Origin of the sequence: Ureibacillus terrenus (assembly GCF_006569205.1) — a bacterium.
Classification (GTDB): domain Bacteria; phylum Bacillota; class Bacilli; order Bacillales_A; family Planococcaceae; genus Ureibacillus; species Ureibacillus terrenus.
The window spans coordinates 38,556-64,241 of the sequence record NZ_VIGD01000008.1 but is presented as its reverse complement, the minus strand read 5'-3'; the positions used below and the strand labels follow the sequence as shown (position 1 = coordinate 64,241).

General features: G+C 48.8%; 20 protein-coding genes. 2 read left to right on the top strand and 18 right to left on the bottom strand.

What is annotated here, in order from left to right:
- Positions 1 to 172 precede the first annotated feature (172 nt).
- Positions 173 to 715: a DUF4352 domain-containing protein gene (locus tag FKZ59_RS07650; protein WP_141602165.1), complete on the top strand. Its 543-nt coding sequence runs from the start codon at positions 173 to 175 to the stop codon at positions 713 to 715.
- A gap of 88 nt (positions 716 to 803) precedes the next feature.
- On the opposite strand, the gene FKZ59_RS07645 is transcribed toward FKZ59_RS07650, so the two are convergent.
- Positions 804 to 1,172 carry a response regulator gene (locus FKZ59_RS07645; RefSeq protein ID WP_141602164.1) on the bottom strand — a complete coding sequence of 123 codons (369 nt, stop codon included), beginning with the start codon at positions 1,170 to 1,172 and terminating at the stop codon, positions 804 to 806.
- Positions 1,173 to 1,345: 173 nt separating this feature from the next.
- On the opposite strand from FKZ59_RS07645, the gene FKZ59_RS07640 reads away from it, so the two are divergent.
- On the top strand, positions 1,346 to 1,873 hold the full coding sequence (locus tag FKZ59_RS07640) for a DUF2529 family protein (RefSeq protein WP_141602163.1): 528 nt from the start codon (positions 1,346 to 1,348) through the stop codon (positions 1,871 to 1,873).
- 290 nt (positions 1,874 to 2,163) lie between these two features.
- On the opposite strand, the gene FKZ59_RS07635 is transcribed toward FKZ59_RS07640, so the two are convergent.
- The 17 genes from FKZ59_RS07635 to speB all read right to left on the bottom strand — a co-directional run bounded on the left by FKZ59_RS07635 (position 2,164) and on the right by speB (position 25,564).
- Positions 2,164 to 3,771 carry a CTP synthase gene (locus FKZ59_RS07635; RefSeq protein ID WP_141602162.1) on the bottom strand — a complete coding sequence of 536 codons (1,608 nt, stop codon included), beginning with the start codon at positions 3,769 to 3,771 and terminating at the stop codon, positions 2,164 to 2,166.
- A gap of 403 nt (positions 3,772 to 4,174) precedes the next feature.
- Positions 4,175 to 4,735 (bottom strand): DNA-directed RNA polymerase subunit delta, encoded by a 561-nt coding sequence (rpoE, locus tag FKZ59_RS07630; RefSeq protein ID WP_246045845.1) that lies wholly within the window; start codon positions 4,733 to 4,735, stop codon positions 4,175 to 4,177.
- Positions 4,736 to 5,249: 514 nt separating this feature from the next.
- Positions 5,250 to 8,501 carry a fused isobutyryl-CoA mutase/GTPase IcmF gene (icmF, locus tag FKZ59_RS07620; protein WP_141602239.1) on the bottom strand — a complete coding sequence of 1,084 codons (3,252 nt, stop codon included), beginning with the start codon at positions 8,499 to 8,501 and terminating at the stop codon, positions 5,250 to 5,252.
- Between the two features lie 451 nt (positions 8,502 to 8,952).
- Entirely contained in the window at positions 8,953 to 9,591 is a 639-nt protein-coding gene (locus tag FKZ59_RS07615; RefSeq protein WP_141602159.1) for a TetR/AcrR family transcriptional regulator, read from the bottom strand.
- Between the two features lie 3 nt (positions 9,592 to 9,594).
- Complete coding sequence (locus FKZ59_RS07610) at positions 9,595 to 10,734, bottom strand: acyl-CoA dehydrogenase (protein ID WP_141602158.1); 1,140 nt, start codon at positions 10,732 to 10,734, stop codon at positions 9,595 to 9,597.
- Between the two features lie 93 nt (positions 10,735 to 10,827).
- Complete coding sequence (locus tag FKZ59_RS07605; RefSeq protein WP_141602157.1) at positions 10,828 to 11,958, bottom strand: acyl-CoA dehydrogenase; 1,131 nt, start codon at positions 11,956 to 11,958, stop codon at positions 10,828 to 10,830.
- A gap of 12 nt (positions 11,959 to 11,970) precedes the next feature.
- Positions 11,971 to 12,825: a 3-hydroxybutyryl-CoA dehydrogenase gene (locus tag FKZ59_RS07600; RefSeq protein WP_141602156.1), complete on the bottom strand. Its 855-nt coding sequence runs from the start codon at positions 12,823 to 12,825 to the stop codon at positions 11,971 to 11,973.
- Positions 12,826 to 12,850: 25 nt separating this feature from the next.
- Positions 12,851 to 14,038, bottom strand: coding sequence for an acetyl-CoA C-acetyltransferase (locus tag FKZ59_RS07595; RefSeq protein WP_141602155.1), 1,188 nt, complete (start codon positions 14,036 to 14,038; stop codon positions 12,851 to 12,853).
- 799 nt (positions 14,039 to 14,837) lie between these two features.
- Complete coding sequence (locus FKZ59_RS07590) at positions 14,838 to 16,994, bottom strand: (Fe-S)-binding protein (RefSeq protein WP_141602154.1); 2,157 nt, start codon at positions 16,992 to 16,994, stop codon at positions 14,838 to 14,840.
- Positions 16,995 to 17,277: 283 nt separating this feature from the next.
- A complete protein-coding gene (locus FKZ59_RS07585; RefSeq protein WP_141602153.1) occupies positions 17,278 to 17,838 on the bottom strand; it encodes a cob(I)yrinic acid a,c-diamide adenosyltransferase in 561 nt (186 codons plus the stop codon).
- Complete coding sequence (locus FKZ59_RS07580; protein WP_141602152.1) at positions 17,835 to 19,301, bottom strand: adenosylcobinamide amidohydrolase; 1,467 nt, start codon at positions 19,299 to 19,301, stop codon at positions 17,835 to 17,837. The genes FKZ59_RS07585 and FKZ59_RS07580 overlap by 4 nt, the downstream gene beginning before the upstream one ends.
- Before the next feature lie 13 nt (positions 19,302 to 19,314).
- A complete protein-coding gene (locus FKZ59_RS07575) occupies positions 19,315 to 20,304 on the bottom strand; it encodes a FecCD family ABC transporter permease (RefSeq protein ID WP_141602151.1) in 990 nt (329 codons plus the stop codon).
- A 295-nt stretch (positions 20,305 to 20,599) separates the two neighbouring features.
- On the bottom strand, positions 20,600 to 21,772 hold the full coding sequence (locus FKZ59_RS07570; protein WP_141602150.1) for an acyl-CoA dehydrogenase family protein: 1,173 nt from the start codon (positions 21,770 to 21,772) through the stop codon (positions 20,600 to 20,602).
- Between the two features lie 459 nt (positions 21,773 to 22,231).
- Positions 22,232 to 23,899 carry an arginine--tRNA ligase gene (argS, locus tag FKZ59_RS07565; RefSeq protein ID WP_141602149.1) on the bottom strand — a complete coding sequence of 556 codons (1,668 nt, stop codon included), beginning with the start codon at positions 23,897 to 23,899 and terminating at the stop codon, positions 22,232 to 22,234.
- Positions 23,896 to 24,333, bottom strand: a complete 438-nt coding sequence (locus FKZ59_RS07560; protein ID WP_141602148.1) for a DUF1934 domain-containing protein — start codon at positions 24,331 to 24,333, stop codon at positions 23,896 to 23,898. The genes argS and FKZ59_RS07560 overlap by 4 nt, the downstream gene beginning before the upstream one ends.
- A 62-nt stretch (positions 24,334 to 24,395) precedes the next feature.
- Positions 24,396 to 24,554, bottom strand: a complete 159-nt coding sequence (locus FKZ59_RS14715) for a hypothetical protein (protein WP_181733222.1) — start codon at positions 24,552 to 24,554, stop codon at positions 24,396 to 24,398.
- A gap of 137 nt (positions 24,555 to 24,691) precedes the next feature.
- Positions 24,692 to 25,564, bottom strand: a complete 873-nt coding sequence (gene speB, locus FKZ59_RS07555; protein ID WP_141602147.1) for an agmatinase — start codon at positions 25,562 to 25,564, stop codon at positions 24,692 to 24,694.
- Between the last annotated feature and the right edge of the window lie 122 nt (positions 25,565 to 25,686).

Here is a 25,686-nt window from a genome sequence, read left to right as displayed (position 1 = left end):
GGATCGGGAACCGTCCTTGCCTTCCGATCCAATTATTTCTTCCTTTTCCCAAATTATGCTCTCCTCAGCAAGAATAATCTTTGACGGAAAGAAGGATACTTTTAAAGAAAATAAATGATTGAACCGGACGCGGTCCTGCCCGGCATTCAAATGATAGAAAGGGAGATGTTCCATGAAATTCAACAAGCCAAGCCTGCTCTTTGCCTCTTTATTGTTCAGCGGCGCCATGCTGGCCGCCTGCGTAGCTGACGATACGCCGAAATCCGTTTCCAAAGATGATGAAGCCCAAGAAACGGGTGAAAAACAAGGGCAACAGGAAGAAACAAAAACGAATTTCAAAGTCGGCGAAAAAGTTCAGATCGGTGAAGCCGCTTTGACCGTAACCAAGGTGGATAAAACTTCAGGGAACGCAGCCGACCAGTCCGCTTCCGGCAAAGAATATATCATCGTGCATGTGGAAATCGAAAATGTCGGAAGCGAAAAGATTTCCTACAACCCTTCCGACTTTTCCATACAGGACAGCCAAGGACAGGAGATTGAGACAACCTCTGCGTCCATTGACCCGGATACGGCCTTGGAAAGCGGCGAGCTGGGTCCGGGCGAAAAAAGGGCGGGAACGGTCGCCTTTGAACAGCCTGCCGGGGATGGTGAACTGACATTGATTTACAATCCTGAATTCTGGAGCGAAGATGAAGTCAAAATTCATCTTGAATAGCCCTGAAAATCGAACTTCAATAGGCTATGCATCCCGGAATAAACGGGCCGCTCCAAAGAAAATGCCGCCCCAACATGTTGGAACGGCCCTAGTCGGATAAAACATTGTTTCGGTTCAACCATTCTAAAACGGTGTTTTTCAACTCCAACACATTGAAAGGTTTTGTAAAATAATGATCCGCACCGAAACCATTCTCCTGTCCGATCTCTTCATATGCGGTCATCATAAACACCGGCATGTCCGGATAAAGCGTTTTCATCCGCTTCAGCAATTCCCGGCCATCCATCCCCGGCAGCTTCATGTCCAAAAGCACGCAGTCCATCTTTGCCTTCTCCAGCAATTGCAGCGCTTCCTGTCCGTTCGATGCCAGGTATGTCTTTACTCCCTCCTTTTTAAAAATTTCATCGAGCAACAAACGAATTCCTCTTTGATCATCGACGATTAGTATTTTTTTCACAATCTTTTCCCCTCAAATAACTACAATTTCCCTTGCTTGGTTACTATTTCCCCCATCTCCCTCATCATAAACCTCATTTTTGGTTCGCGCCAAAAAAATGGGCATTTTTTCCTCCTGACGGTCCCTTTTGCATTTCAGCAAACCGGCCATTATAATTGGGATGAGGTGGAAATATGTCAAAAATACTTGCTACTCAATTAACCGGATTATTCCAAAAAATTGCGCAAATCGAAGAAGATTCCATCGAAGAAACGGCACGGCTTCTTGCCCAGGCCGGCATCGGGGAAGGAAAAGTGTATTTTGCGTGCTTTGATGAACTGCAGGCAATCGAATTCTACGCATTGACGGGCCAGGAACCGTTCAGGAAGCTCGCCGAATGGACGCCGGATGTGGAAATCCATGAAACGGACCGGGTGCTGATTTTCGCAAAGAGCTGCCATCATCCGGAAGCCCTGCGGCTGGCCAAAACCTTATACGGGCGGTTCATTCCTTTTGCGGCAGTTGCCGCTGAAGCGCCGGGCGATGAAAATGAATTGAGCGATCTTGCGTATACGTATGTCTCCATGCATGTACGCGGCGGATTGATCCCCCATCCGGTGAAATTGGGCGAACGGGCGGTTGTCCCACATCTGCACGCCGGGCTTTTTATATATGAAGCCATCAAGCTTGTCTACGATGAAATCATGGAAGATGAAATTTAACCTTTATTCTTCGAGTATATTATTTTATATCCGGGCAATAGTTTAAAATAATATCGAAAGCGTTAGACATCCGCTTTTATCTTTTTGCCCATCCTCCATCATCACCATAAGAGCGAATAGGGAGAACCCTCCCCATTCGCTCTTTATCTTTTTTGCGGCAAAATGGCCGATCGAACGCTTTCTTTTTTCAAAATAAAAAAGCGGCACAGACGCCTTTTGGCTGTGCCGCTTTTTCTTTTCTTCCAGGCAAATTCCGATTTCCTTGATTGAAGGATTTCCGCAAAATTCCGTTATTGATGTTTGCGGTTTTTGAACGCCGCTCCGACAAACTCGCGGAAAAGCGGTTGCGGACGCTGAGGGCGCGATACGAACTCAGGATGGAACTGGCATCCCAAGAAGAATTTTTTCTCCGGCAATTCGATGATTTCCACCAGGCGGTTGTCGGGGCTTGTACCGGAGAAGACGAGCCCTTCCGCTTCCATCGCTTCGCGGAATTCGTTGTTGAATTCATAGCGGTGGCGATGGCGTTCATAGATCAGCTCGCTCTGATAAGCCTGTTGGGCGCGGGATCCTTTCAGCAATTTGCATGGATATAGACCTAAGCGCAATGTGCCGCCCAAATCCATATCTTCTTTTTGGTCCGGCAGCAAATCGATGATTGGATATGACGTGTCTTTGTCGATTTCCGTTGTATGCGCCCCTTTTAATCCGAGCACGTTGCGGGCATACTCGATCGCCATCAGCTGCATGCCCAGGCAGATGCCGAGGAACGGGATGTCGTTCTCGCGGGCATATTTGATGGCCGTAATTTTCCCTTCCGTGCCGCGGTTTCCGAATCCGCCCGGCACAAGGATTCCGTCCGCGTCCTTCAAGATTTCATGCACATTTTCTTCCGTAATCTCTTCCGCGTTCACCCAGTCGATGCAAATATCCGAATCGTACACGTATCCCGCGTGTTTCAGCGCTTCCACCACGGAAATGTAGGCATCCTGCAATTCCACATATTTGCCGACAAGGGCGATGCGCGTTTTATATTTCAAGTTTTTCACTTTATGCACAAGTTCTTTCCAGTCGGACATGTCCGCTTCCGGCGCTTCGATGCCGAAGTACTCGAGCACGATATCGTCCAAATCCTGCGCATGCAAATTCAACGGCACTTCATATAAATGCTCCACATCGCGGGACTCGATGATGTTGCGTTTTGCGACATCGCAGAACAGCGCCAATTTTTCTTTCATTTCATCGGAAACCGGAAGCTCCGTGCGCACCACGATGATGTTCGGCTGAATCCCCAATGAGCGCAATTCCTTTACGGAGTGCTGCGTCGGTTTTGTTTTCAATTCACCGGCCGCGCGGATATAAGGGATCAACGTACAATGGATATACATGACATTTTCCGCACCCAAATCGGATTTCATTTGGCGGATGGCTTCCAGGAACGGAAGGCCTTCGATATCCCCTACCGTTCCGCCTACTTCCGTAATGACGATGTCCGCATTCGTTTCTTTGCCGGCCCGTTGGATGCGTTCCTTGATTTCATTTGTCACGTGCGGAATGACTTGCACCGTTTTTCCCTGATAGTCGCCACGGCGCTCTTTCGCAAGCACTGTTTGATAAATTTTTCCGGAAGTCACTGTCGAATGTTTGCCAAGGTTGATATCGATGAAACGTTCATAGTGGCCCAAGTCCAAATCCGCTTCCGCGCCGTCATCCGTCACGAATACTTCCCCGTGCTGATAAGGGCTCATCGTACCGGGATCTATGTTCAAATATGGATCAAATTTTTGAATCGTCACTTGCAATCCGCGATTTTTCAACAACCGGCCCAGCGATGCAGCAACGATCCCTTTTCCCAAGGACGACACTACTCCACCGGTAACAAAAATGTACTTTGTCATTTGTAAAATTCCTCCTCAAAAAATTTGCACTTTTATCGAATCAAGAAGCTTCTTTGATTCATTGCCGCATGTTTTTCTCTTCCAATCTTGTCCTTCCACTGTTCCCTTTTCATTATTTCCAGGCCTCTATGCAACATTCCCATCCGGAAAAAGGATAAACCCGATTTTTAAGAATGTCTCGGCTCGCATTACGCTTCTCGGCTGAAACATTGCGCAATGAACTTAAGCTTCCTCAGGGTTTAAAAAATAAAAAAACGCTCCTCCTGCAATTTCGCAGGGGGAGCGTGATTGACTCACGTTCATTTCTCCTTCTGAAGGAGCCCAAATAAAAGATTAAACGGAACGGGTCGAGAAGTCAAGGGATTTATATCATTAGATAAAAAATTTACACATTCACAGAAGATTATTGCTCTTCCTCTTCATCCGCTTCTACATCGATCTCGTCTTCATCCATGAGGAATTCTTCATCCTCTTCCAGGATATCATCGTCCACTCCCGGAATATCCGGAAGCTCCTCGTCCAAAGCGCCCAAATCCTCTTCAAATTCATCGACAATATCTTCATCGTAGTCGAGCTCTTCATCCTCTTCGTCAAGGAACTCTTCAAGCTCTTCCTCAAATACAAGATCTTCTTCATCGATGATTTCCTCTTCATCATCAAAGTAGGCAAGTCTCGCTCTGCGTCTGCGGGTTTTGATGGTAGGCGCCGTTTCCTCTTCAACCGTTTCGATTTTATACCATTCGCGAAGCCCCCACATATTGTCGTGGTTCAACAAGAAGCGGCCGTCTACGTTTAAATCCGTAAAGAACTGGACCAGAATATTTTTTACTTCTTCTTCGGAAAGTCCTTTCAATTTCCGGATTTCTTCCAATAATTCAAGGAATGGAATGGCAGTTTTCTTTTCATTCAAAATTGCATATGCAAGATCCACCATTGATTCTTCCGCAATTTGCTCTTGTGTCATTTCACGAATCTCCAACTCGTGCACGCCCTTTCTTTACATACATTGAACATGTTATCCATTATATACAAATCATTGTATACTATGCTAGATTCATTTGTTGTTTTTTATCTTGTAAAATTCTCTGATTGCCATGAAAAATAAATATCCTGACAATAAGAGAAGCGGGACTGCCCCCATTTGTTTGTTATATAGAAAGAAGGTTGCAATGAGACACGATCCAATCACTGCATAATCTGCGTACCGTTTCAATTGCAACCCTCCACTTCTCGCAAAAAACATTATAGCCAATTTTCCTCCAAAATTGATAAAAAATGAAGCACTTTTTTATAAAAAAGAAAAAAATTTCTATAATTCCTCAATGTATGTATAAGCATGAAGGAGAGGCAACGTCCGGAGCCCAAGAACTCCGGGCATTCCCCTCTCCCTTCATCGGCCAAGAAAAAGGAATATATTACGGGATGTATATTAAATATTGTACCGATTTTTTTCGGTTTTGCAAAAAATCCCACTTCGATTACATATTTCTGCGGTATTGGCCGCCCACTTCGTACAACGCTTTCGTGATTTGGCCAAGGCTTGCCACTTTGACCGTCTCCATCAATTCTTCAAAGATGTTGCCGCCGGACAGGGCCACTTCCTGGAGCCGTTTGAGCGCCTGCTGGGATTTGTCTTTATGGCGTTCCTGGAATGCTCGCAAATTGCGGATTTGCTGTTCTTTCTCCTCCCTGGATGCGCGGGCAACCGGCAGCTTGTCGATCTCTTCGATGGACGCGTTCGGGTTGAGATACGTATTGACGCCGATGATCGGCAGTTCGCCGGAATGTTTCAATTGTTCATAGTACATGGACTCTTCCTGGATTTTGCCGCGCTGATACTGCGTTTCCATCGCGCCGAGCACGCCGCCCCGGTCATTGATTCGCTCAAATTCCTCCAGCACTTTTTGTTCCACAAGATCCGTCAATTCTTCAATGATGAAGGAACCCTGCAACGGGTTTTCGTTTTTGGATAAGCCATGTTCTTTCGTTATGATCAGCTGGATGGCCATCGCCCTTCTCACCGATTCCTCCGTCGGCGTCGTGATGGCTTCATCGTAGGCGTTCGTGTGCAATGAGTTGCAGTTGTCCTGCAGCGCCATCAATGCTTGCAGCGTTGTGCGGATGTCGTTGAAATCGATTTCCTGCGCGTGCAGGCTGCGTCCGGATGTTTGGACGTGGTATTTGAGCTTTTGGCTGCGTTCGTTCGCGCCGTACTTGTCGCGCATCACAATCGCCCAGATGCGGCGCGCCACCCGGCCGATCACCGTATATTCCGGATCGAGGCCGTTGGAGAAGAAGAACGATAAGTTAGGAGCGAAATCGTCGATGTGCATGCCCCGGCTCAAATAGTATTCCACATATGTGAAGCCGTTCGCCAGCGTGAACGCCAATTGGGTGATCGGGTTCGCTCCCGCTTCCGCGATATGGTAGCCGGAGATGGATACGGAATAGTAGTTGCGCATTTTATGTTTGATGAAGTATTCCTGGATATCCCCCATCATGCGCAGCGCAAATTCCGTCGAGAAGATGCACGTGTTTTGGCCCTGGTCTTCTTTCAGGATATCCGCCTGTACCGTTCCGCGCACCACCTGCAATGTTTTTTCTTTCACTTCCGTGAACTCATCCACCGTCAAGATGCGTCCCAATTCTTTCTCTTTCTTCTTCACTTGCTGGTCGATGGCCGTATTCAAAAACATCGCCAGGATGATCGGAGCCGGACCGTTGATCGTCATGGATACGGAAGTGGATGGATCGCATAAATCGAAGCCGTCAAACAGCTTTTTCATATCGTCCAGCGTGCAGACGCTCACGCCGGATTCGCCGATTTTTCCGAAAATGTCCGGACGCTCATCCGGATCTTCCCCGTACAATGTCACGGAATCGAATGCCGTGGATAAACGTTTTGCCGGATCGTCTTTGCATAGATAATGGAACCGTTTGTTTGTGCGTTCCGGCGTCCCTTCTCCCGCGAATTGGCGTTTCGGATCTTCTCCCTGGCGTTTGAACGGGAACACGCCCGCCGTGTACGGGAAGGAACCCGGCACATTTTCTTTGTAAACCCAGCGCAAAATTTCGCCGTAGTCTTTGAACTTCGGCAAGGCCACTTTCGGAATTTTCGTTCCGGATAGAGAAGTCGTCGAGAGCAATGTGCGGATTTCTTTGTCGCGCACCTTTGTCACCATTTCATCTTTGGAGTAGGCCTCCTTCAATTTCTCCCAGTTTTCCAAAATCCGTTTGGACTCAGGCGTCAATTCATTTTTGATGCCTTCCGCCAACGTTTCAAGGGATTTGATGAGGGCTTCATCCGGATTCTTCGCTTTCAGCTCTTTGATGGTGCCTTCGATTTGGTAGAGCCTTGTCGCAAGTTCCGATTGCTGTTCGGCTTTTTTATGGTAATTGCGCACCGTTTCCACGATTTCCCTCAGATAGAACCGGCGGTCATTCGGAATGATGACATCCTGCTTCTCCGTTTTGGACACGATTTCATAGGATGTTTTCCAATTGTAGCCGAATTTTTCGTTGATTTTCTTGACAAGGGCCGCAAACAAGGCGTTTGTTCCTTTGTCGTTGAATTGGCTGGCGATTGTGCCGTAAACCGGCATGTCATCCAATTTTTTGTCCCATAATCCGTGGGAGCGCTGATATTGCTTCTGCACCTGGCGAAGGGCGTCTTCGGATCCTTTGCGCTCGAATTTGTTGATGGCGATCAAGTCCGCGAAATCGATCATATCGATTTTTTCCAGCTGCGTCGGCGCTCCGAACTCGCTCGTCATCACGTACATGGAAAGATCCGTGTATTTTGTGATTTCCGCATCCCCTTGGCCGATGCCGCTCGTTTCCACGAAGATCAGGTCGAATCCGGCCGCTTTCACCACATCGAGGATGTCGCCGATCGCCGCGGAAAGCTCCGAACGGGAACCGCGCGTCGCCAGGCTTCGCATGTACACCCGCTTGTCGAAAATGGCATTCATGCGGATGCGGTCGCCAAGCAATGCCCCTCCCGTTTTTTGCTTCGTCGGGTCGACGGAAATGATGGCAATCCGTTTGTCCGGGAATTCCCGCAAGAATCTGCGGACAAGTTCATCCGTCAAGGAAGATTTTCCGGCTCCCCCCGTGCCTGTGATGCCGACAACCGGCGTGCCTTTCGAACTTTGGCGCGCGCGTTTCAGCATTTCGTCGATTTCAGGGTCGCCGCCGATTTCCGCGGCTGTGATCAGATTCGCCAAGATTTCCGGCCGTTCCGGCGACAATTTTTCAAAGAGCTCCAGGTAGTTTCCTCTTAATGTGGAGAAGTCCGCCCCTTTGAGTTTGACGTTGATCATGCCCTGAAGGCCCAGGCGCATGCCGTCTTCCGGCGAGAAAATGCCGGCGATGCCGTAGTCGTGAAGCTCCTTGATTTCCCGCGGCAGGATCACGCCGCCTCCGCCCCCGTAGATTTTGATGTGGGGCGCCCCTTTTTCTTTCAGCAAATCATACATGTACTTGAAATATTCCATATGTCCGCCCTGGTAGGAGGACACAGCGACCGCTTGCACATCTTCCTGAATCGCCGCATTCACCACTTCTTCCACGGAGCGGTTGTGCCCGAGGTGAATGACCTCCGCGCCGCTTGCCTGAAGAAGTCTGCGGATGATGTTCACCGATACGTCGTGGCCGTCGAAAAGGCTGGATGCCGTCACGAAACGGACATGGTTTTTCGGACGATATACTTCTGTATCCGATCGTTTCATTTCTGCTGCCGATTGATTTGCCTCTGTTCGAACTTGAACCATATGTCAAACCCCTTTCGTTGAAATGTGAACATAATCCCCCAAAGCCAAATTTTGAAAAACGGATAGAAATTTTCGTATTAGCGTATGGAAATTCCCGAAATCCTGTAACCGGTTGGATCCGGAAAGTTTCTCTTGCGGTCAGCAATTTGATTCGCTCGCCCAATTTTTTGAAAAATCTTAAAACTTTATCAAAAAAATTTTTACCCGCTCTATTTATCTATGAAACATGGACGAAAACTATGAAAACTCTTACAAAATTTTTTCTGAAAATCTCGCAAAAATCTATCTTTCTATGTGCAAATGGAACACAGCCGTCTAAGAAACTCCCATTTTCCCCTTTGAATGAATGCAGGTGATAAAACACCGCTTTGCAAACGGAGAGGCCGTTTGCAGCGAGCGGTGTCCAATTTTATTTTTCCTGAAAATGAAGAATCCCTGAGAAAAATAATTTTATTTGCGTTTCAATAAAGTCTTCGATGGTATATTTCTTGTGGAATGCCCATTTCCGGAATGCCCAGCTTTGGCCCTGGACAACGAGATGGTTCGCGGCCAGGTAGATTTCCCGGTCCGTCAGACTGATTTCCCCGGACTTCACGCAGTTGTGGAGGATTTTTTCGAACAGGGAAACCATCTCCAGCTCTTTGGATAATACGTATTGCATCGCCTGCTTCGGCAAGGACTTCGTTTCCTGGTACATGACGGTGAATTCGTCCACCATGCGGTCGATCAAAAGGAAATATTGCCGGATGGCCTTTTCCAATTCTTCGATGGTCCCCTTTTTCGTGGAAATCTCCGATAAACATTCGGTCACTTTGTTGTAAATGTGGTCACATACCAGATAGAGCACGTCTTCCTTGGTGCGGATGTATTCGTATAATGTTCCGATACTGAATCCAGCAGCTTTGGCAATTTCTCTCGTCGTCGCCCGATGAAAGCCTTTTTCTTTGAACAGCTTGACGCCCGCTTCGATGATTTGCTGGCGCCTTAATTCAATCAGGCTCTCATCTTTGACGGACGTTTGTACGACAATTTTCTTCTTGTCGCCCATAGGTTATTTTGCCAACATGCGAGAGATTACAAGTCTTTGGATCTCTTGCGTTCCTTCATAGATTTGCGTGATTTTTGCGTCGCGCATGAAGCGTTCCACCGGATACTCTTTCGTGTAGCCGTATCCGCCAAAGACCTGCACAGCTTCTGTTGTCACTTTCATCGCTGTATCTCCCGCCATCAGTTTTGCCATTGCGCTTGCTTTTCCGTATGGCAAGCCATTGGATTCAAGCCAAGCTGCCTGATAAGTAAGTAGTCTGGATGCTTCTACAGCTGTAGCCATATCCGCCAGTTTGAAAGAGATTCCCTGGTTTGCGATGATCGGTTTTCCGAATTGCTCGCGTTCTTTTGCATATTCTACCGCTGCATCCAACGCACCTTGGGCGATTCCGACCGCCTGGGCCGCAATTCCGTTGCGTCCGCCGTCCAATGTTTGCATGGCGATTTTGAAGCCTTGCCCTTCTTCGCCCAGCAAGTTTTCTTTCGGCACGCGGCAGTTGTCAAAGATGATTTCCGCTGTAGGCGATGAACGGATTCCCATTTTGTCTTCTTTTTTGCCGACTTGGAAGCCCGGGAAGCTTGGTTCGACGATAAATGCGCTTACCCCTCTTGTTCTTGCTTCCGGATTTGTCAACGCAAAGACGATGTAGACATCGGCGATGCCGCCGTTGGTGATGAAGATTTTGGAACCGTTGATGACATATTCGTCCCCGTCAAGGACGGCCGTCGTTCTCATGCCGCCGGCGTCGCTTCCTGAACCCGGTTCAGTCAGGCAGTAGGCGCCGATTTTCTTTCCTTCCGCCATCGGGCGAAGGTATTTTTGTTTTTGTTCTTCCGTACCGAATTTATATACAGGCCAGCCTGCGAGGGATGTGTGCGCGGAAAGGGTTACCCCCGTGGATGCGCATACCCGGGATAATTCTTCCACCGCAATCACATATGCCAGGTAGTCGAATCCTGCTCCTCCGTATTCTTCCGGCCATGGAATGCCCGTCAGGCCGAGTTCCGCCATTTTGTCCCAGATCTCCCGGTCAAAACGCGCTTGTTCGTCGCGTTCCTTTGCTGTTGGAGCTACTTCGTTCAGTGCAAAATCTCTTACCATTTCCCGCAATTGTTGATGTTCATCCGATAGTTGGAAATTCATTGCAAGTCCTCCTTCATTTATTCAATCGGGCGCTGTCCCGCCGGGCGCCGGCCGCTTCAAAAGGTGCCGGCGCTTCGGGAACGCCAGGCGCCCTTATAAGTGTTTGCTGATGACGATGCGCTGGATTTCGCTTGTGCCTTCGTAGATTTCCGTGATCTTGGCGTCGCGGAAGTAGCGTTCCACCGGATAATCTTTCGTGTAGCCGTATCCGCCGAACACCTGCACCGCTTCGATGGCCACTTCCCTTGCCGTCTGGGATGCAAACAGCTTCGCCATCGACGCTTCCTTGCTGCAAGGAAGCCCCCTTGTGCGCAGGTCCGCCGCCCGGTATACAAGCAGCCTTGCCGCTTCCACCGCCGTTGCCATGTCCGCCAGCTTGAAGGCGATTCCTTGGTTGGCAATGATCGGTTTTCCAAACTGATGGCGCTCATTGGCATACTTTACCGCCGCATCCAAAGCCGCCTCCGCAATGCCGAGGGCCTGGGATGCAATGCCGATGCGCCCCACGTCCAGGTTGGCCATCGCGATTTTGAAGCCTTCCCCTTCTTCGCCGAGGCGGTTTTCCGCCGGCACTTCCATGTTTTCAAAGCTCAGCTCCACCGTTTTTGAGCCGTGCAGTCCCATTTTTTCTTCATTTTTCCCGATGATGAGGCCCGGCGTATCTTTCTCTACAATGAATGCCGTCACCCCGCGGGAACCTTTTTCCGGATCCGTTTTGGCAAAGACGATATAAACGTCCGCTTCGCCGCCATTGGTGATGAAGATTTTGGAGCCATTGATGATGTATTTGTCTCCCTTTTTCTCCGCTCTGGATTTCAGGGAAGCCGCGTCGCTTCCCGCGGATGGTTCCGTCAGGCAAAAGGCGCCCAAATACTCCCCTTTCGCCAGCTTCGGAACATATTTCCGTTTTTGTTCTTCCGTTCCGAAATATAGAATCGGGTTGGTGCCGACGGAAGTATGCACGGACAGGATGACGCCGATCACCGCGCTCACCTTGGAGAGTTCGTTGATGGCGATGATGTAGGATGTGAAATCCATTCCGGAACCGCCGTATTGTTCCGGCACGGTAATGCCCATGAGCCCGAGCTCCGCCATTTTGTTTAAAATAGGCCTCGGAAACTCGCCGGCTTCCATTCTTTCAACGAAAGGCGCAATTTCGTTCTGCGCAAATTCCCTCACCATGTCCCGCATCATGACTTGCTCTTCGGTGAAATTCAGGTTCATCCGCTCCACTCCTTAATCTTCATATGTGTAGAAGCCGCGGCCTGTTTTCTTGCCGAGCCATCCGGCCGCCACATATTTTCTTAACAGTGGACACGGACGATATTTGTCATCTCCCAATCCTTCATGCAATACTTCCATGATGTACAAGCATGTATCGAGTCCGATGAAATCCGCGAGTTGCAGCGGCCCCATCGGATGATTCATGCCCAATTTCATGACCGTGTCGATCGCTTCTTTGGAAGCCACTCCTTCATACAATGCATAAATCGCTTCGTTGATCATCGGAAGAAGGACACGGTTGGATACGAATCCAGGGAAGTCGTTTACTTCCACCGGCGTTTTGCCAAGATCGACCGCCATTTGTTCAACCGCTTTATATACTTCATCTTCCGTCGCAAGGCCGCGGATGATTTCCACGAGTTTCATCACAGGCACCGGGTTCATGAAGTGCATGCCGATCACTTTTTCAGGCCGTTTTGTCACAGCGGCAATTTCCGTAATCGGAAGGGAAGACGTATTCGTTGCGAGAATGGCATGCGCCGGCGCGATTTCATCCAGTTGTTTAAAAATGGATTGCTTCACTTCCATATTTTCAACGGCCGCTTCGATGACGATATCCACGTCATGGGCATCTTCCAGGCTCAAGGATTTGGTGATGCGGTTTAAAATCGCTTCTTTCTCTTCCTCTGTTTTGCGCCCCTTTTCCACATCGCGGGACAAGTTTTTCGTAATTGTCGCAAGACCTCTTTGGAAAAATTCTTCTTTAATATCGTTCAGTTTTACTTCAAATCCTGCTGCAGCGCAAACTTGTGCAATGCCGGAACCCATTTGTCCGGCGCCGACAACCATTACTTTTTGAATTGCCATTTCCTTTCCCCCATTTATTGTGTAATTAATTTTTTGGCACTTCGACCATGATGGCATCACCCTGGCCGCCTCCCGAGCAAATGGCCGCAATGCCGATTCCTCCGCCGCGGCGCTTCAATTCATAGCAAAGGGTCAGAACGATTCTTGCTCCGGAAGCTCCGATCGGATGCCCGAGGGCAACCGCTCCCCCATTGACATTCACTTTTTCCGGATCGAGTCCGGCAATCTGGTTGCTTACAAGAGCCACAGCCGCAAAGGCTTCATTGATTTCGATCAGGTCGATGTCATCAATCGTTTTGCCGGTTTTCTTCAGAATTTCATTGATTACGATGCCCGGCGTCTGCGGGAAGTTTTGCGGTTCGACCGCCACTTCCGCATGGGCGAGCACGTAAGCCAGTGGCGTGCGCCCTTCCTCCCGCGCCCGTTTTTCGCTCATCAATACAAGCGCGCAGGCTCCGTCGTTTACGCCCGGCGCATTTCCTGCCGTAATCGTGCCGTCCTTGTCAAAGGCCGGTTTCAATTTTGCTAGCGCTTCCAAAGATGTATCTCTGCGGGGCGCTTCATCTTCCTTCACGATGATTGTTTCTTTCCGGGTTTTCACTTCCACCGGCACAATTTCTTCCGCCAGCTTCCCTTCTTCGATCGCCCGAATGGCCCTTTGATGGCTTCGAAGGGACCAGGCATCCTGCTCTTCCCGGGTAATGTTGAATTCTTTCGCTATCGCATTCCCATATGTTCCCATATGCACATTATCCGGATGGAACGAACAAGATAAACCATCGTAAATCATGCCGTCAATCAGTGATGAATCCCCCATCCGCAAGCCCCATCGGCCTTTCATCAAGTAATAGGGAGCATTGGACATCGATTCCATACCGCCGGCAACGATGACTTCCTCTTCTCCCAGCCGGATCAATTGGTCTGCAAGCGTAACGCTTCTCAATCCCGAAGCGCATACTTTGTTGATGGTTTCCGTTTTGACGGACCAGGGAATACCCGCTTTGTGGGCCGCCTGCCGGGAAGGGATTTGCCCCTGCCCGGCCTGAAGGACCGTTCCCATGATCACTTCATCCACTTGATCCGGTCGAACATCCGCCCTTTTCAGCGCTTCTTTGATGGCAACGCCTCCAAGATCCGATGCCGAGAGAGACGATAAAGCGCCTCCAAATTTTCCGAAAGGTGTTCTTGCCCCATCTAAAATGACTGTTTTCAAACACTCCACCCCTTTTTCGAACGTGCCTAAAAAATCAATGAAATAGAAATTTTTAACAAAATCGAGCGGTAAAACGACTGAACGCTCGTTCGGCGATAGTAAAAGAAAAAACGGAGTTCAAAAAACTCCTTTTTTGCCTCCTGTTATAATATTTTACAGAAAGTATAGAAGATTAGCAATTCTATTTTTTGTATTTTTCAAACAATTTAATATTTTAATATAAATTTCCTATTTTTGGGGTACTACATTTTTCATAAAAATGAAAATGAATGAAAAGCACCGCATATTTTGGCAGGTTTTTCTGTACAAGATGCAATTCTTTCCTCACAAGATTAATACTCATCTGTCCATGATGCCATCCTTTCCGCCCATGAATGCTATCTTTTCCTGCCATGATGGATTCCCATCCGCCCGAGATGCAACTCTATCTGGGTTCCCTTTCTGCCCATGATGCAATTCCATCTGCCCAAGTTGACTTCCTATCTGCCCATGATGCAATTCCATCCACCCATGATGCTGTACTTTCCGCCCGAGATGGATCCACATTTGCCCGAGATGCAATTCCATCTGCCCAAGTTGACTTCCTTTTGCCCAAGTTGCTATCCTATCCGCCCAAGGTAAAATCCCATCTGCCCAAGATACGACCCCATCCCCCAAGTATTGCAGCCCCTTTCCCCACACCCTCCAAAAACAAAAGAAAAGGGCGAATGCTTCCATTCGCCCTTTTCCATCCCATCGGCATCAATGTCATTGGAAATGCCGGAGCCGATCCTTTTCCCCGGCGCCAATCCATCCATCTTTATTGCGTTTCCACTGCCGCTTCTTCTTCCGGAACAGCCGTTTCTTCCGCCGCTTCTTCCTTCACTTTTTCCCCGAAGACGGAGCGTTCCAACAATTCACATACATCATATGTCTTGATTTGGTCTTCCACTTCCTTCGCTTTCGTACCGTCCGTGAGCATCGTCAAGCAGTATGGACAGCCGGCAGAAATCACGGATGCGTTTGTCGCAAGCGCCTGTTCCGTACGCGCCACGTTGATGCGGTTTCCGACACGGTCTTCCATCCACATCAATCCGCCGCCCGCACCGCAGCACATCGCCGTTTCGCGGTTGCGCTCCATTTCCACCAGCTTCACGCCAGGGATGGCTTTCAAGATTTCCCGAGGCGCGTCATACACATTGTTGTAGCGGCCCAAGTAGCAGGAATCGTGGAAAACGATCGTTTCATTCACCGGATAGTTCAATGTCAATTTTCCTTCTTCAATGAGCTTGTGCAAGAGTTCGGTATGGTGGTACACTTCCCCTTCCCATCCGAAATCTTTGTATTCGTTTTTGAAGATGTTGTAAGCGTGCGGGTCGATCGTCACAATCTTCTTCACGCCGTATTTCTCGAATTCTTTGATGTTGCCTTCCGCCAGCTCCTGGAACAGGAACTCGTTTCCAAGGCGTCTTGGCGTATCGCCGGAGTTTTTCTCTTTATTTCCCAAAATCGCGAACTTCACGCCTGCCGCATTCAACAAACGCGCGAAGGACATTGCGATTTTTTGGGAACGGCTGTCGTATGAACCCATGGAACCTACCCAGAAGAGGTACTCGAAGCCTTCTTCGGATTTCGCCGCTTCTTTCACTGTCGGAATATGCACGGCCGGATCCAAATCGCGCCAGTTTTCCCTCTCTTTGCGGTTCAGACCCCATGGATTTCCTTGGCGTTCGATATTGTTCAACGCCCGCTGCGCATCCGGGTTGATGCGTCCTTCCGTCATCGTCAAATAACGGCGGAGGTCGATGATTTTATGGACATGTTCATTCATGACCGGGCATTGGTCTTCACAGTTGCGGCATGTTGTACATGCCCAGATTTCCTCTTCCGTGATGACATCGCCGATCAATGAAGGAGAATAAATGTCCTCGATGACCGCCCCTTCAGCGCCCGCCGCCATGGCCAATTGGTTTCCTTTCGTTTTGTTCCAGACAAAGCCGGGCACCCAAGGCTTTCTCTTCGTCACCACCGCTCCCGTATACGTCAAATGGTCGCGCAGTTTGATCATCAAATCCATCGGCGAAAGCATTTTTCCTGTGCCTGTTGCCGGACACATGTTTGTACAGCGGCCGCATTCCACGCAGGAATATAAATCCATTAATTGAATACGGGTGAAATCTTCAATTTTCCCAACCCCGAAGGATTCGGCCTCTTCATCGTCAAAGTCGATTTTGCGCAGGCGTCCGGCCTTCTTCGCCCTTTTGAAGAAAAGCCCGATTGTCACAAAGACTTCGTGGAACTGCTTGGATTGAGGCACAAATACCAGGAATGTGAATACGGCAAGCATATGTACCCACCAGAATACATAAAAGAGCACATTCGCCACATCCGGGTTCAAACCGCCAAACACGAGGGCCACGAAGCCGGAAAACGGCGCCATGATGAAGTCCGGTTCATCCCCGAGCGCCACCGTTTCAAACCCTAATGCCAAGAAAAGGGAAACGCACAGCGTAATCAGCGCGATATACACGAAAGCCGCCTTTTGGTCGCGCTTCCATTGCAGGCGCTCAAGCTTTTCCCCGTAACGGCGGTAAGCCGCATAAATGAGCGCACATAGCATCAAAAACATGGTCCATTCCTGGATGAATGTAAAGAATTCATGGTTTTTCCCCAGAGGAAAAGTATAGCCCGGAACAAACGCTTTGATGATCAATTCAATGAGTCCCAGCTGAATAATAAAGAACGCATAGAATAAAACGAGGTGCATCAGTCCGCTCTTCCGGTCTTTCAGCAATTTCTTTTGGCCAACGACATTGACCCAAAAGTTCTCAAACCGGTCTTTGAAGGTCAGATCCAGTTTCTCCTCTTTTCCGAGCTTGATATATTGCAATCTTGTAACCACTGAATAAAGAAAGAGATAAACGGCGTATAAAACCACTGCTGCGAACAGTATTCCGTTCACCAGCTGAAAATTCATTTCTACTCCCCCCTGAAATATTTGGTCCTTTTGTAAATGGAACCGCTTTACATTTTCTGTCTTTACCCTTCATTTTAATTATGAATGAGCATTCAGTCAACAACTATTCGAAAATTTCTAAAAATTTCGTTCTTTGAAATATGATACTATATTTTGTATCTATGACAAATAGTAAATTTTTATGATTGACAAAATATCCTGAAACAATAGGGAAAATCTTTTTTCAAAAAATCAAAATCCGGGCATTTTTAAGAGCATTGCCCGGATTTTCCAATCTCCATATTTATCTGAATACATCGCCGCTGCGGATATATTCCACATCTTTCACGTTCAGCCGGAAATTGACGGCCCGTGCGGCCACAAAGAAATAATCCGACAGCCGGTTCAAATATTTTTGGACGACCGCCGGCACATCTTCTTCCGAATTCATCAATTTCACCACTTGGCGTTCCGCGCGTCTTGTCACGGTCCGCGCGATATGAAGGGTCGCCGCTGCGGGAGCTCCCCCCGGCAGAATAAAGCGCTTCAATGGCGGCAATTCTTCGGAAAGCGCGTCAATCCGCTTCTCCAACGCTTCGATGGAAGCTTCCTGCAATTTATATTTCCGCTCTTTCATCACGTTGGCCAAATCGCCGCCGCAGTCGAACAGCTCATGCTGGATCGTTTCGAGGTCTTTGAGGATGTCCTGGAATTTGGCCGGATCCAATTCCGACGCGGCCTTTCCGATAAAGGCATTCAATTCGTCGATCGTGCCGTACGCTTCCACCCGCAGATGGTCTTTCGGCACCCGTCCCCCGATCAGACTTGTTTTACCTTTGTCCCCTGTTTTTGTATAAATTTTCATTGCTCCATCTCCCTTTTATAAATTCGGATGGCTTCCACCGTCGCTTCATAAACCCCTTTGCCTATCATTTTTCCGACTTCCGTGATCGGACCGGCGTATTGCATGTACTTGCCGTGCTGCGTGGCAGCCACGAGCAGGCTGTCCGTCGGCGTTCCCGTGGCGATGGTATTGGACCATTTATCCATGACGTTTTCGGTCTGCAAGGCTTTCGATTTGGCTTCCGTCGCCGTCATCATCCCCTGCACGAAGGCTTCATCGGACAACTTTCCGTTGATGATGACCCAGGTGTTGATGGTGCCGATGGGCTGGAATACGGTCTGTTGATAGGCGCGGGAAACATCGACCGCCCCGCCGATTCCCGCCGTGACAATGACGATGAGGCTGCCGAATGAAGCCGGATACTCCTTCATGACCGCCTTTTTCGTATCCACCGCCGTCATCATGCCTACCGTATTCGTCGGTGAAAAGCCGTTATTCATAATATATTGCATAAATTCCGTTTGCACATTCTCGATATCATACTCCGGCGGGACGGTGCGGTTGATGAACGTCCTGTACCATCCAAGCCCGGCATTGTGCACGGCCGAAGACAGCACTTTCAATGGGAAGTCCGCGATGAAGGCGACATAATCCGCACCCATTTGTATATTGGATAAAGAAACCGTTTTTTCCTTTTTCTCATCCTCAAAATCCGGCAAAATGGCCATTTGCGGCTTCGGCTGCTCCGGATGGGCCTGGGTGGAGATGCGCGCTTCGTACACTTCCATCAGCTGCTGCTCAATAATGACTTCATGGGGCTCTCCGTAGGCTTTCATCCTGCCCGCCTCCATCAACAGCAAATGGTCGCAGTATAGGGAAGCCAGATTGATGTCATGGAAGACCGCCACGACGGTGAGCCCGTGCTCCGTCACTTCCCGGCGGATCATATCCAAAATTTGTTTTTGATGGGCAATATCAAGATGGTTGGTAGGCTCGTCCAATATCAGCAGCTCCGAAGATTGGGCCAGCGCCTGGGCAATGAATACCCGCTGCCTTTCCCCGCCGGACAAAAATTCCACATTGGTGTCCTGATATTTCAATACATCCGTGAGTTCCATCGCCTTGATGACCGCTTTTTCATCTTCTTCCGACCAGCTGGAGAAGAACCCGGTCTGGTGCGGATAGCGGCCGATTTCCACCGTTTCCCGAACCGTCGCCGGAAAAGCGTTGTTCTGGATTTGCGGCAGCACGGTCATCTTCTTCGCCAACTGACGCTTGGAAAGCTTTTCGATCGGCGTCCCGTCGATGAAAACCCTTCCCGAAGACGGTTTTATAATCCCGCTGATTATTTTGATCAACGTGGATTTCCCGCATCCGTTCGGACCCAAAATGCCGAGGAACTCCCCTTTCTGGACTTCAAAGGAAATATCATGAATGATCGGGGTTTGTTGATAGCCGCCCGAAATATGTTCCACCTTCAGCACGCACATCACCCCTTTACTTCCGTCGCTGTTTAAAGAAGATATAAGCAAATACCGGCGCGCCGACAAACGCGGTCACCACGCCGATCGGCAGTTCCTGCGGCGCCACGATCGTGCGGGATACCAAATCGCAAACGATCAATAAGCTCGCTCCGTTTAAAAATGAAAGCGGCAGCAAATGGCGGTGATCCGCTCCCCAAATCATCCTCGTGATATGCGGTACCACCAGTCCGACAAACCCGATCGTTCCCGAAACGCTCACGGCGGCGCCCGTCAGCACGGATCCGCCAACCAGGATGGCATATCTGCGCCGGACGACATCCACCCCCAGGGAAGCCGCCCGCTCGTCCCCGTACATCATGACGTTCAATTCTCTCCGGTTCAGCCAAAGAATGAAAAATCCGATAACGAGAAAAGGAACGAGGATATTCACATAGGACCAGCCGCGCATCGCCACGCTTCCAAGAAGCCAGCCCACAACGGCCTTCAGCTCTTCATGGGAAAGGGCCGTCAACAGCGAAATGCAGGACCCTAAAAACGAGCTGAAGATGACCCCTGTCAATATGAGGGTCTCCATTTTCATGGATTTATCCACAAGGCGCGCAAAGACAAGGACGATGAGCAGCGTGAGAAATGCGCCGATGATGCCGAAAACGGCCAGCGTATACGGGCCGAGAACCGGCAAGGAAATGCCGAAAAATATGGTGGAAATCGCCCCCACGGAAGCGCCGGACGACACGCCGATCGTATACGGATCCGCCAACGGATTCCTCAACAGCCCCTGGAATGCCGCCCCCGCGATGGCAAGGGCAGCCCCGACAAGCCCCGCAAGAACCGCGCGCGGCATGCGGATATTCCATAAGATGCTATAGGCTCTCGGATTTCCTTCCTGATCCCAGATGGCGGAAAATGGGACATCCACGGAACCCATCGAAACCGCCAGCCACATGCTGGCCATCAATAGAAAAATAGAGGAACCGTAAGCAAGCAACAACTTTTTCTTCATCCCGCATCCTCTGCCCATTCGAGATATGTATCAAACGTTTCCATACTTCCTCCAAATAAAATCAAAATGATGAATGGGAAAAAATAAAAAACTCCCGTATTCTTCGAGAAAAAACAACAGAATTTGAATCTTTCATTGTTTCGTAATTATCAATATTTTTTATTATAGCGGATTCTCAAACAAATGATAGAACGAAAGAGAAAAAAGAGAAAAGAAGCATAAAAAACGCCCTCCATCCTTCAAAAGGAGGACGTTTCATTCTATCCATTTTTTTGGAACCATGATCCAGGTCATTTTATGATTGTTTGAGCGCATATTCCGCCAATTTTTTGATGGTCAAGTCATCCATCGGCGGATTATGGAGGCCTGCCCTCACATCGCGGTAATAGCGCTGAAGCGGATTGTTGCGCTGCAAGCTTTTGATGCCCACCACCCGCATCGCTTTATCCACCACATTGATGGCGTTGTTGATGACCGTATATTTTGCGATATTGACCGCATTGACGATCAATTCGGCTTTTGCCTCCAGTTCCCCTTTGTTTCTCAAATCGATGTAGCCTTGTGCCGCTCCGTAGATGGCAAAACGGGCCTGCGTCAACAGCAAATCGATTTCTCCAATCAATGTTTGGACGTTCGGCAATTGGGCTATCGTTCCTTCGATGCTGTTCGGCGAATGGCGGTTGGCGAATTCCACCGCATAATCGCGGGCCGCCTGGGCGACTCCCAGATAAGTCGCAGGAATGATCAAGAGCCAGCCATTCAATTTAAATCCGGTTTTATACTCCGGAATTTCCACCAGCGCCGATTCATCCACTTCCACATTGTCCAATATTAAATCATGGCTGCCGGTCGCTTTCATCGCAACGACGTCCCACGCTTCTTTGATGGAGAAGCCTTCTGTATCCTTGTGAATCAAGAAATTGCCGACCTTCTCAAGCTCCGGAATCCAGGCGGTGATGATAAAATAGTCCAATTCCGGGGAACATGTGGCATAGGATTTGTGCCCATTGATGACCCATTTGTTTCCCTTTTTCACTGCGGTCGTCGCCGGCCGTCCCCCGCGGATCGGGCTTCCGGTCACCACTTCGCTGGCCACTTTGTTGATGATGGCCCCGTTCGCCACCTCTTTTGCAAATTGCTCCAATTTTTCTTGCGGCCAGCTCTTTGATTCAAACAAATCCCCTACCGTCGACAAAGTCCAGCCGATGGAAAGAGCCGTGCTGCCATCATAGCTTCCCAACGTTTCCTGGAATAAAACCGCATCATAAATGTCCAACCCTTCGCCGCCATGCTCCTTGGGCAACGTGATTTTCGTATAGCCGATTTCCCGCAGTTTTTGGATGTGGGCATGGGGAAAAAGGGATTGTTCATCGTTTTCCTGCGCATGTTCCTTCAGGGGCTGTTCCAAAGCCTTTAATTTTTCCAGCCATTCCCTCTGCTTTTCTGTTTTGATGAATAGTTCCTTCACCGGACGTTTACCTGCCTTTCAATAGGAAAAGGATGATTTATTTTTCCGAAATAACGAATCTTTATTCCATTCTACTTTTCTACAACTTTCCGCGTCAATAGATAAAACATAGTATTTTAGTAAGATTTATATTTTTGATGCCGCTTGAGTAATCTACTTGGGAATTTAGCTGTTTCCTTGGGTACTTGAGTAATCCACTTGGGCATTTACACTGCTTTCTCGGGCGCTTGGAATTTCCTCCCGGGCATTTGAAATACTTTCTCGGGCGCTTGAGTGATCCTCTTGGGCATTTACACTGCTTTCTCGGGCACTTGAGGTTTCCTTTCGGGCACTTGGAGTACCCTCTCCACCCCTTGCGCGGACAGAATCCCGCTTAAACAAATAAAAGTGTCCAAAATCAAAAAATAAAAAAAGCGGACTAGGAAACAAAACATTTTCCTATCCGCTCTTTTATAAAATTTACATCCTTTCCGGTGCGGAAACGCCGATCAATCTCAATGCGTTGGCAAGGGTTGTGCGAACCGCCTGAATTAAAGCGAGGCGTGCTTCCGTCAATTCTTTATTGTCCGGGTTCAATACCTTTTCCGCATTGTAGAAGCTGTGGAATGCGGCCGCCAATTCCTGGATGTAGTTGGCGATGCGGTGCGGCGTGCGGTGTTTTGCCGCTTCCGCCACAACTTGCGGGAAGGCGCCGACGATTTTCAGCACTTCCTCCGATTTTTCATCCGCCAATAGATTCAAGTTGTCCAATGAAGGGCGGAATCCTTGCTCCCCCGCCGCCCGCAAAATGGAACAAATGCGCGCGTGGGCATATTGGGCGTAGTAAACCGGGTTTTCGTTCGTTTCCGCCACGGCAAGGTCGATGTCGAAGTCCATATGGGAATCGCATGCCGTCTTCACGAAGTAATAGCGCACTGCATCCAGACCCGCTTCTTCCACAAGCTCGCGCATTGTCACCGCATTCCCCGTGCGTTTGCTCATTTTGTATTTTTCGCCGTTTTTATAAAGCTGCACCATTTGGATGACTTTGACTTCGAGTTTGTCGCGGTCGTATCCAAGGGCTTCGATGGCCGCTTTCATGCGCGGGATGTAGCCGTGGTGGTCTGCTCCCCAGACGTTGATGATTTTGTCGAAGCCGCGCTGTATTTTATCTTCGTGATAGGCGATGTCCGGCGTCAAATAAGTGTAAGAACCGTCCGATTTGATCAATACGCGGTCTTTGTCGTCGCCGAATGTCGTGGAGCGGAACCATGTCGCGCCGTCCTTTTCATAGATGTGGCCGTTGTTTCTTAATTTCTCCAAAGCTTTTTCAATTTTTCCGCTCTTATATAATGAAGTTTCGGAATACCATACATCAAAGTGCACGCGGAAGTTTTCCAAGTCTTTTTTCAGTTTTTCCAGTTCAAGGGCGAGTCCTTTTTCGCGGAAGAAGTTGAAGCGTTCTTCATCGGATTTTTCCAATATGGAATCCCCATATTCTTCAACCAATCTTTTCGCGATATCGATAATGTCCTGGCCGTAGTAGCCGTCTTCCGGCATTTCCGCATCAAGCCCGAGCTGCTGTTTGTAGCGCGCTTCCAAGGACCGGGCCAAATTGTTGATCTGGTTCCCCGCATCGTTGATGTAATATTCCCGAGTGACATCGTATCCCGCAAAATCTAAAACGTTGCATAGGGAGTCGCCGAATGCAGCACCGCGGGCATGTCCCAGGTGAAGGTCCCCCGTAGGATTCGCGGATACAAATTCCACCTGAATTTTTTCGCCGCCGCCGGCATTGGAACGGCCATAGTTTTCGCCCTGTTCGAACACCGCCTTGACGATATCCGCGAGGAAATCTTTGCGCACAAAAATATTGATAAAGCCGGGCCCTGCAATTTCCACTTTTTCAATTTCCGTGCCTTCCGTCTCGAGGTTTTCCACTATGGCATCCGCGATTTGGCGCGGAGGCTTTTTCGCCAGTTTCGTCAGCTGCATCGCCAAGTTTGTCGCGAAATCGCCTTTGGACTTGTCTTTCGGCACTTCTATATGAACCGTAAATTCCGTCCCCTCTTCCACAAGTTGCGCTTTTTCCACAGCCGATTTCAACAAGTTTTTCAGTTTTTCCTGCAATTGTTCTACTGCATTCATGCTTGTCCCTCCGTGTATTGTATTTCCAATGAATAATGACCGACTGAATGTCCACTAATAATTAAATCATATTGCACATTGAATCTGCCACTGATATTGTCTTCCTCCGAATGCTCAAGCCCGATCCGGTAAGTTTTCGTCTGCAAAGGCAATGTGCCGTACATTGTATCGTAATGGCCGTTTTGCCTGCTTTCCAGGCTGAACGGCAGCCGCATATTGACGTCTCCACTTCGCAAAATGAGTGCATTGTCGCTGTTCATTTTCACGGTCGTTTTGATTTTTTTATCCTCCATGATTTCTTCATACCGCAAGTACATATTGTCGTTCTTTTTGATCCAAATCCCTTGCAGCCACAGTTCGTAAGTTTCTTCGTCCCCGTCGATTGGACAGATCTTCGAAATCACCCTGATTTTTACGTTCTTTTCAACACTCATTTCCCGTGGGCACTCCTTATTTATTACTATAACTTAAATATTATAGGATGAATTTTCATTTCTTAGCAAGATGGAATCAGGAATTGGGATGCTTTTAGGCCCGCGGCATGATCGGCAATGGCGGGGGGTGCGGCGATATCCCGGGAGTTTGCGTTGATATCCCCGAACCGATTGCCCCGGGTTTGATGAACATGCATTGCAATCAATCCGATTGGGCGCATACCTCCTGCATGATTATAGCGGAGGTTGATGAACATCCTTTTGGAACTTATCCGTCCATCCCCAAAAATCCAAGCCAAACAAAAACGACCAAAGCTTGTCCAACCGGCAAACTTTGGTCGCCTTATGCCCGGCCTGATTACTTAATCCAGCCAAGGATCATTTCCCTTAACAATTTGGAAGCCGTGTTCACGGTCATCTCGGAGTGGTCCAATACCGGAGCGACTTCCACCAGGTCGAAGCCCACGACATTCACTCCGCTTCTTGCAATCGCGTGGATGGACGCGAGCAATTCTTTTGACGTAATGCCTCCGCAGTCCACCGTACCTGTGCCAGGGGCAAAAGCGGGATCCAGAACATCGATATCCGTCGTAATATAAACATTGCGTCCTTCCAATGACGGCAACACTTCTTTCAACGGTTCGAGCACTTCAAATTTGGCAATGAACATGCCGTTTTCTTTCGCCCATTCAAACTCTTCCTTCAAACCGGATCGGATGCCGAACGAATATACATTGCCCGGACCGATCAATTCCGCGATTTTCCGGATCGGCGTTGCATGGCTCAACGGCTCCCCTTCATAATCCGTGCGCAAATCGGTATGGGCGTCAAAATGAAGAACGGCAATATCCGGATATTTTTCATACACGGCCTTTACCACCGGCCATGTCACCAAATGCTCGCCGCCCATGCCGACCGGGATTTTTCCGTCCGCCAGCACTTTTTTGACGAACTTTTCGATTTCATCCAACGCTTTTTGCGCATTCCCGAATGGAAGCGGAATATCGCCCGCGTCGAAAAACTTCACTTCATCCAATTCACGGTCAAGATACGGGCTGTATTCCTCAAGACCCACGGACACTTCACGGATTCTCGCCGGACCGAAACGGGAACCCGGACGGAAGCTCACCGTCCAATCCATCGGCATGCCGTAAAGCACCGCTTTGGCCTCTTCATAGTTTTGATGGCTCTTAATGAACACATTGCCGGAATATGTTTCGTCAAAACGCATATCCATCACCTACTCTATTGATCTTTGATTTTCCATATAAAGCTGAACATTTCAAATTCAAAAGAATCCGGAACTTTTTTCGACATATTTCGTATTCTCTTATAGATTCAAACAAATGACAA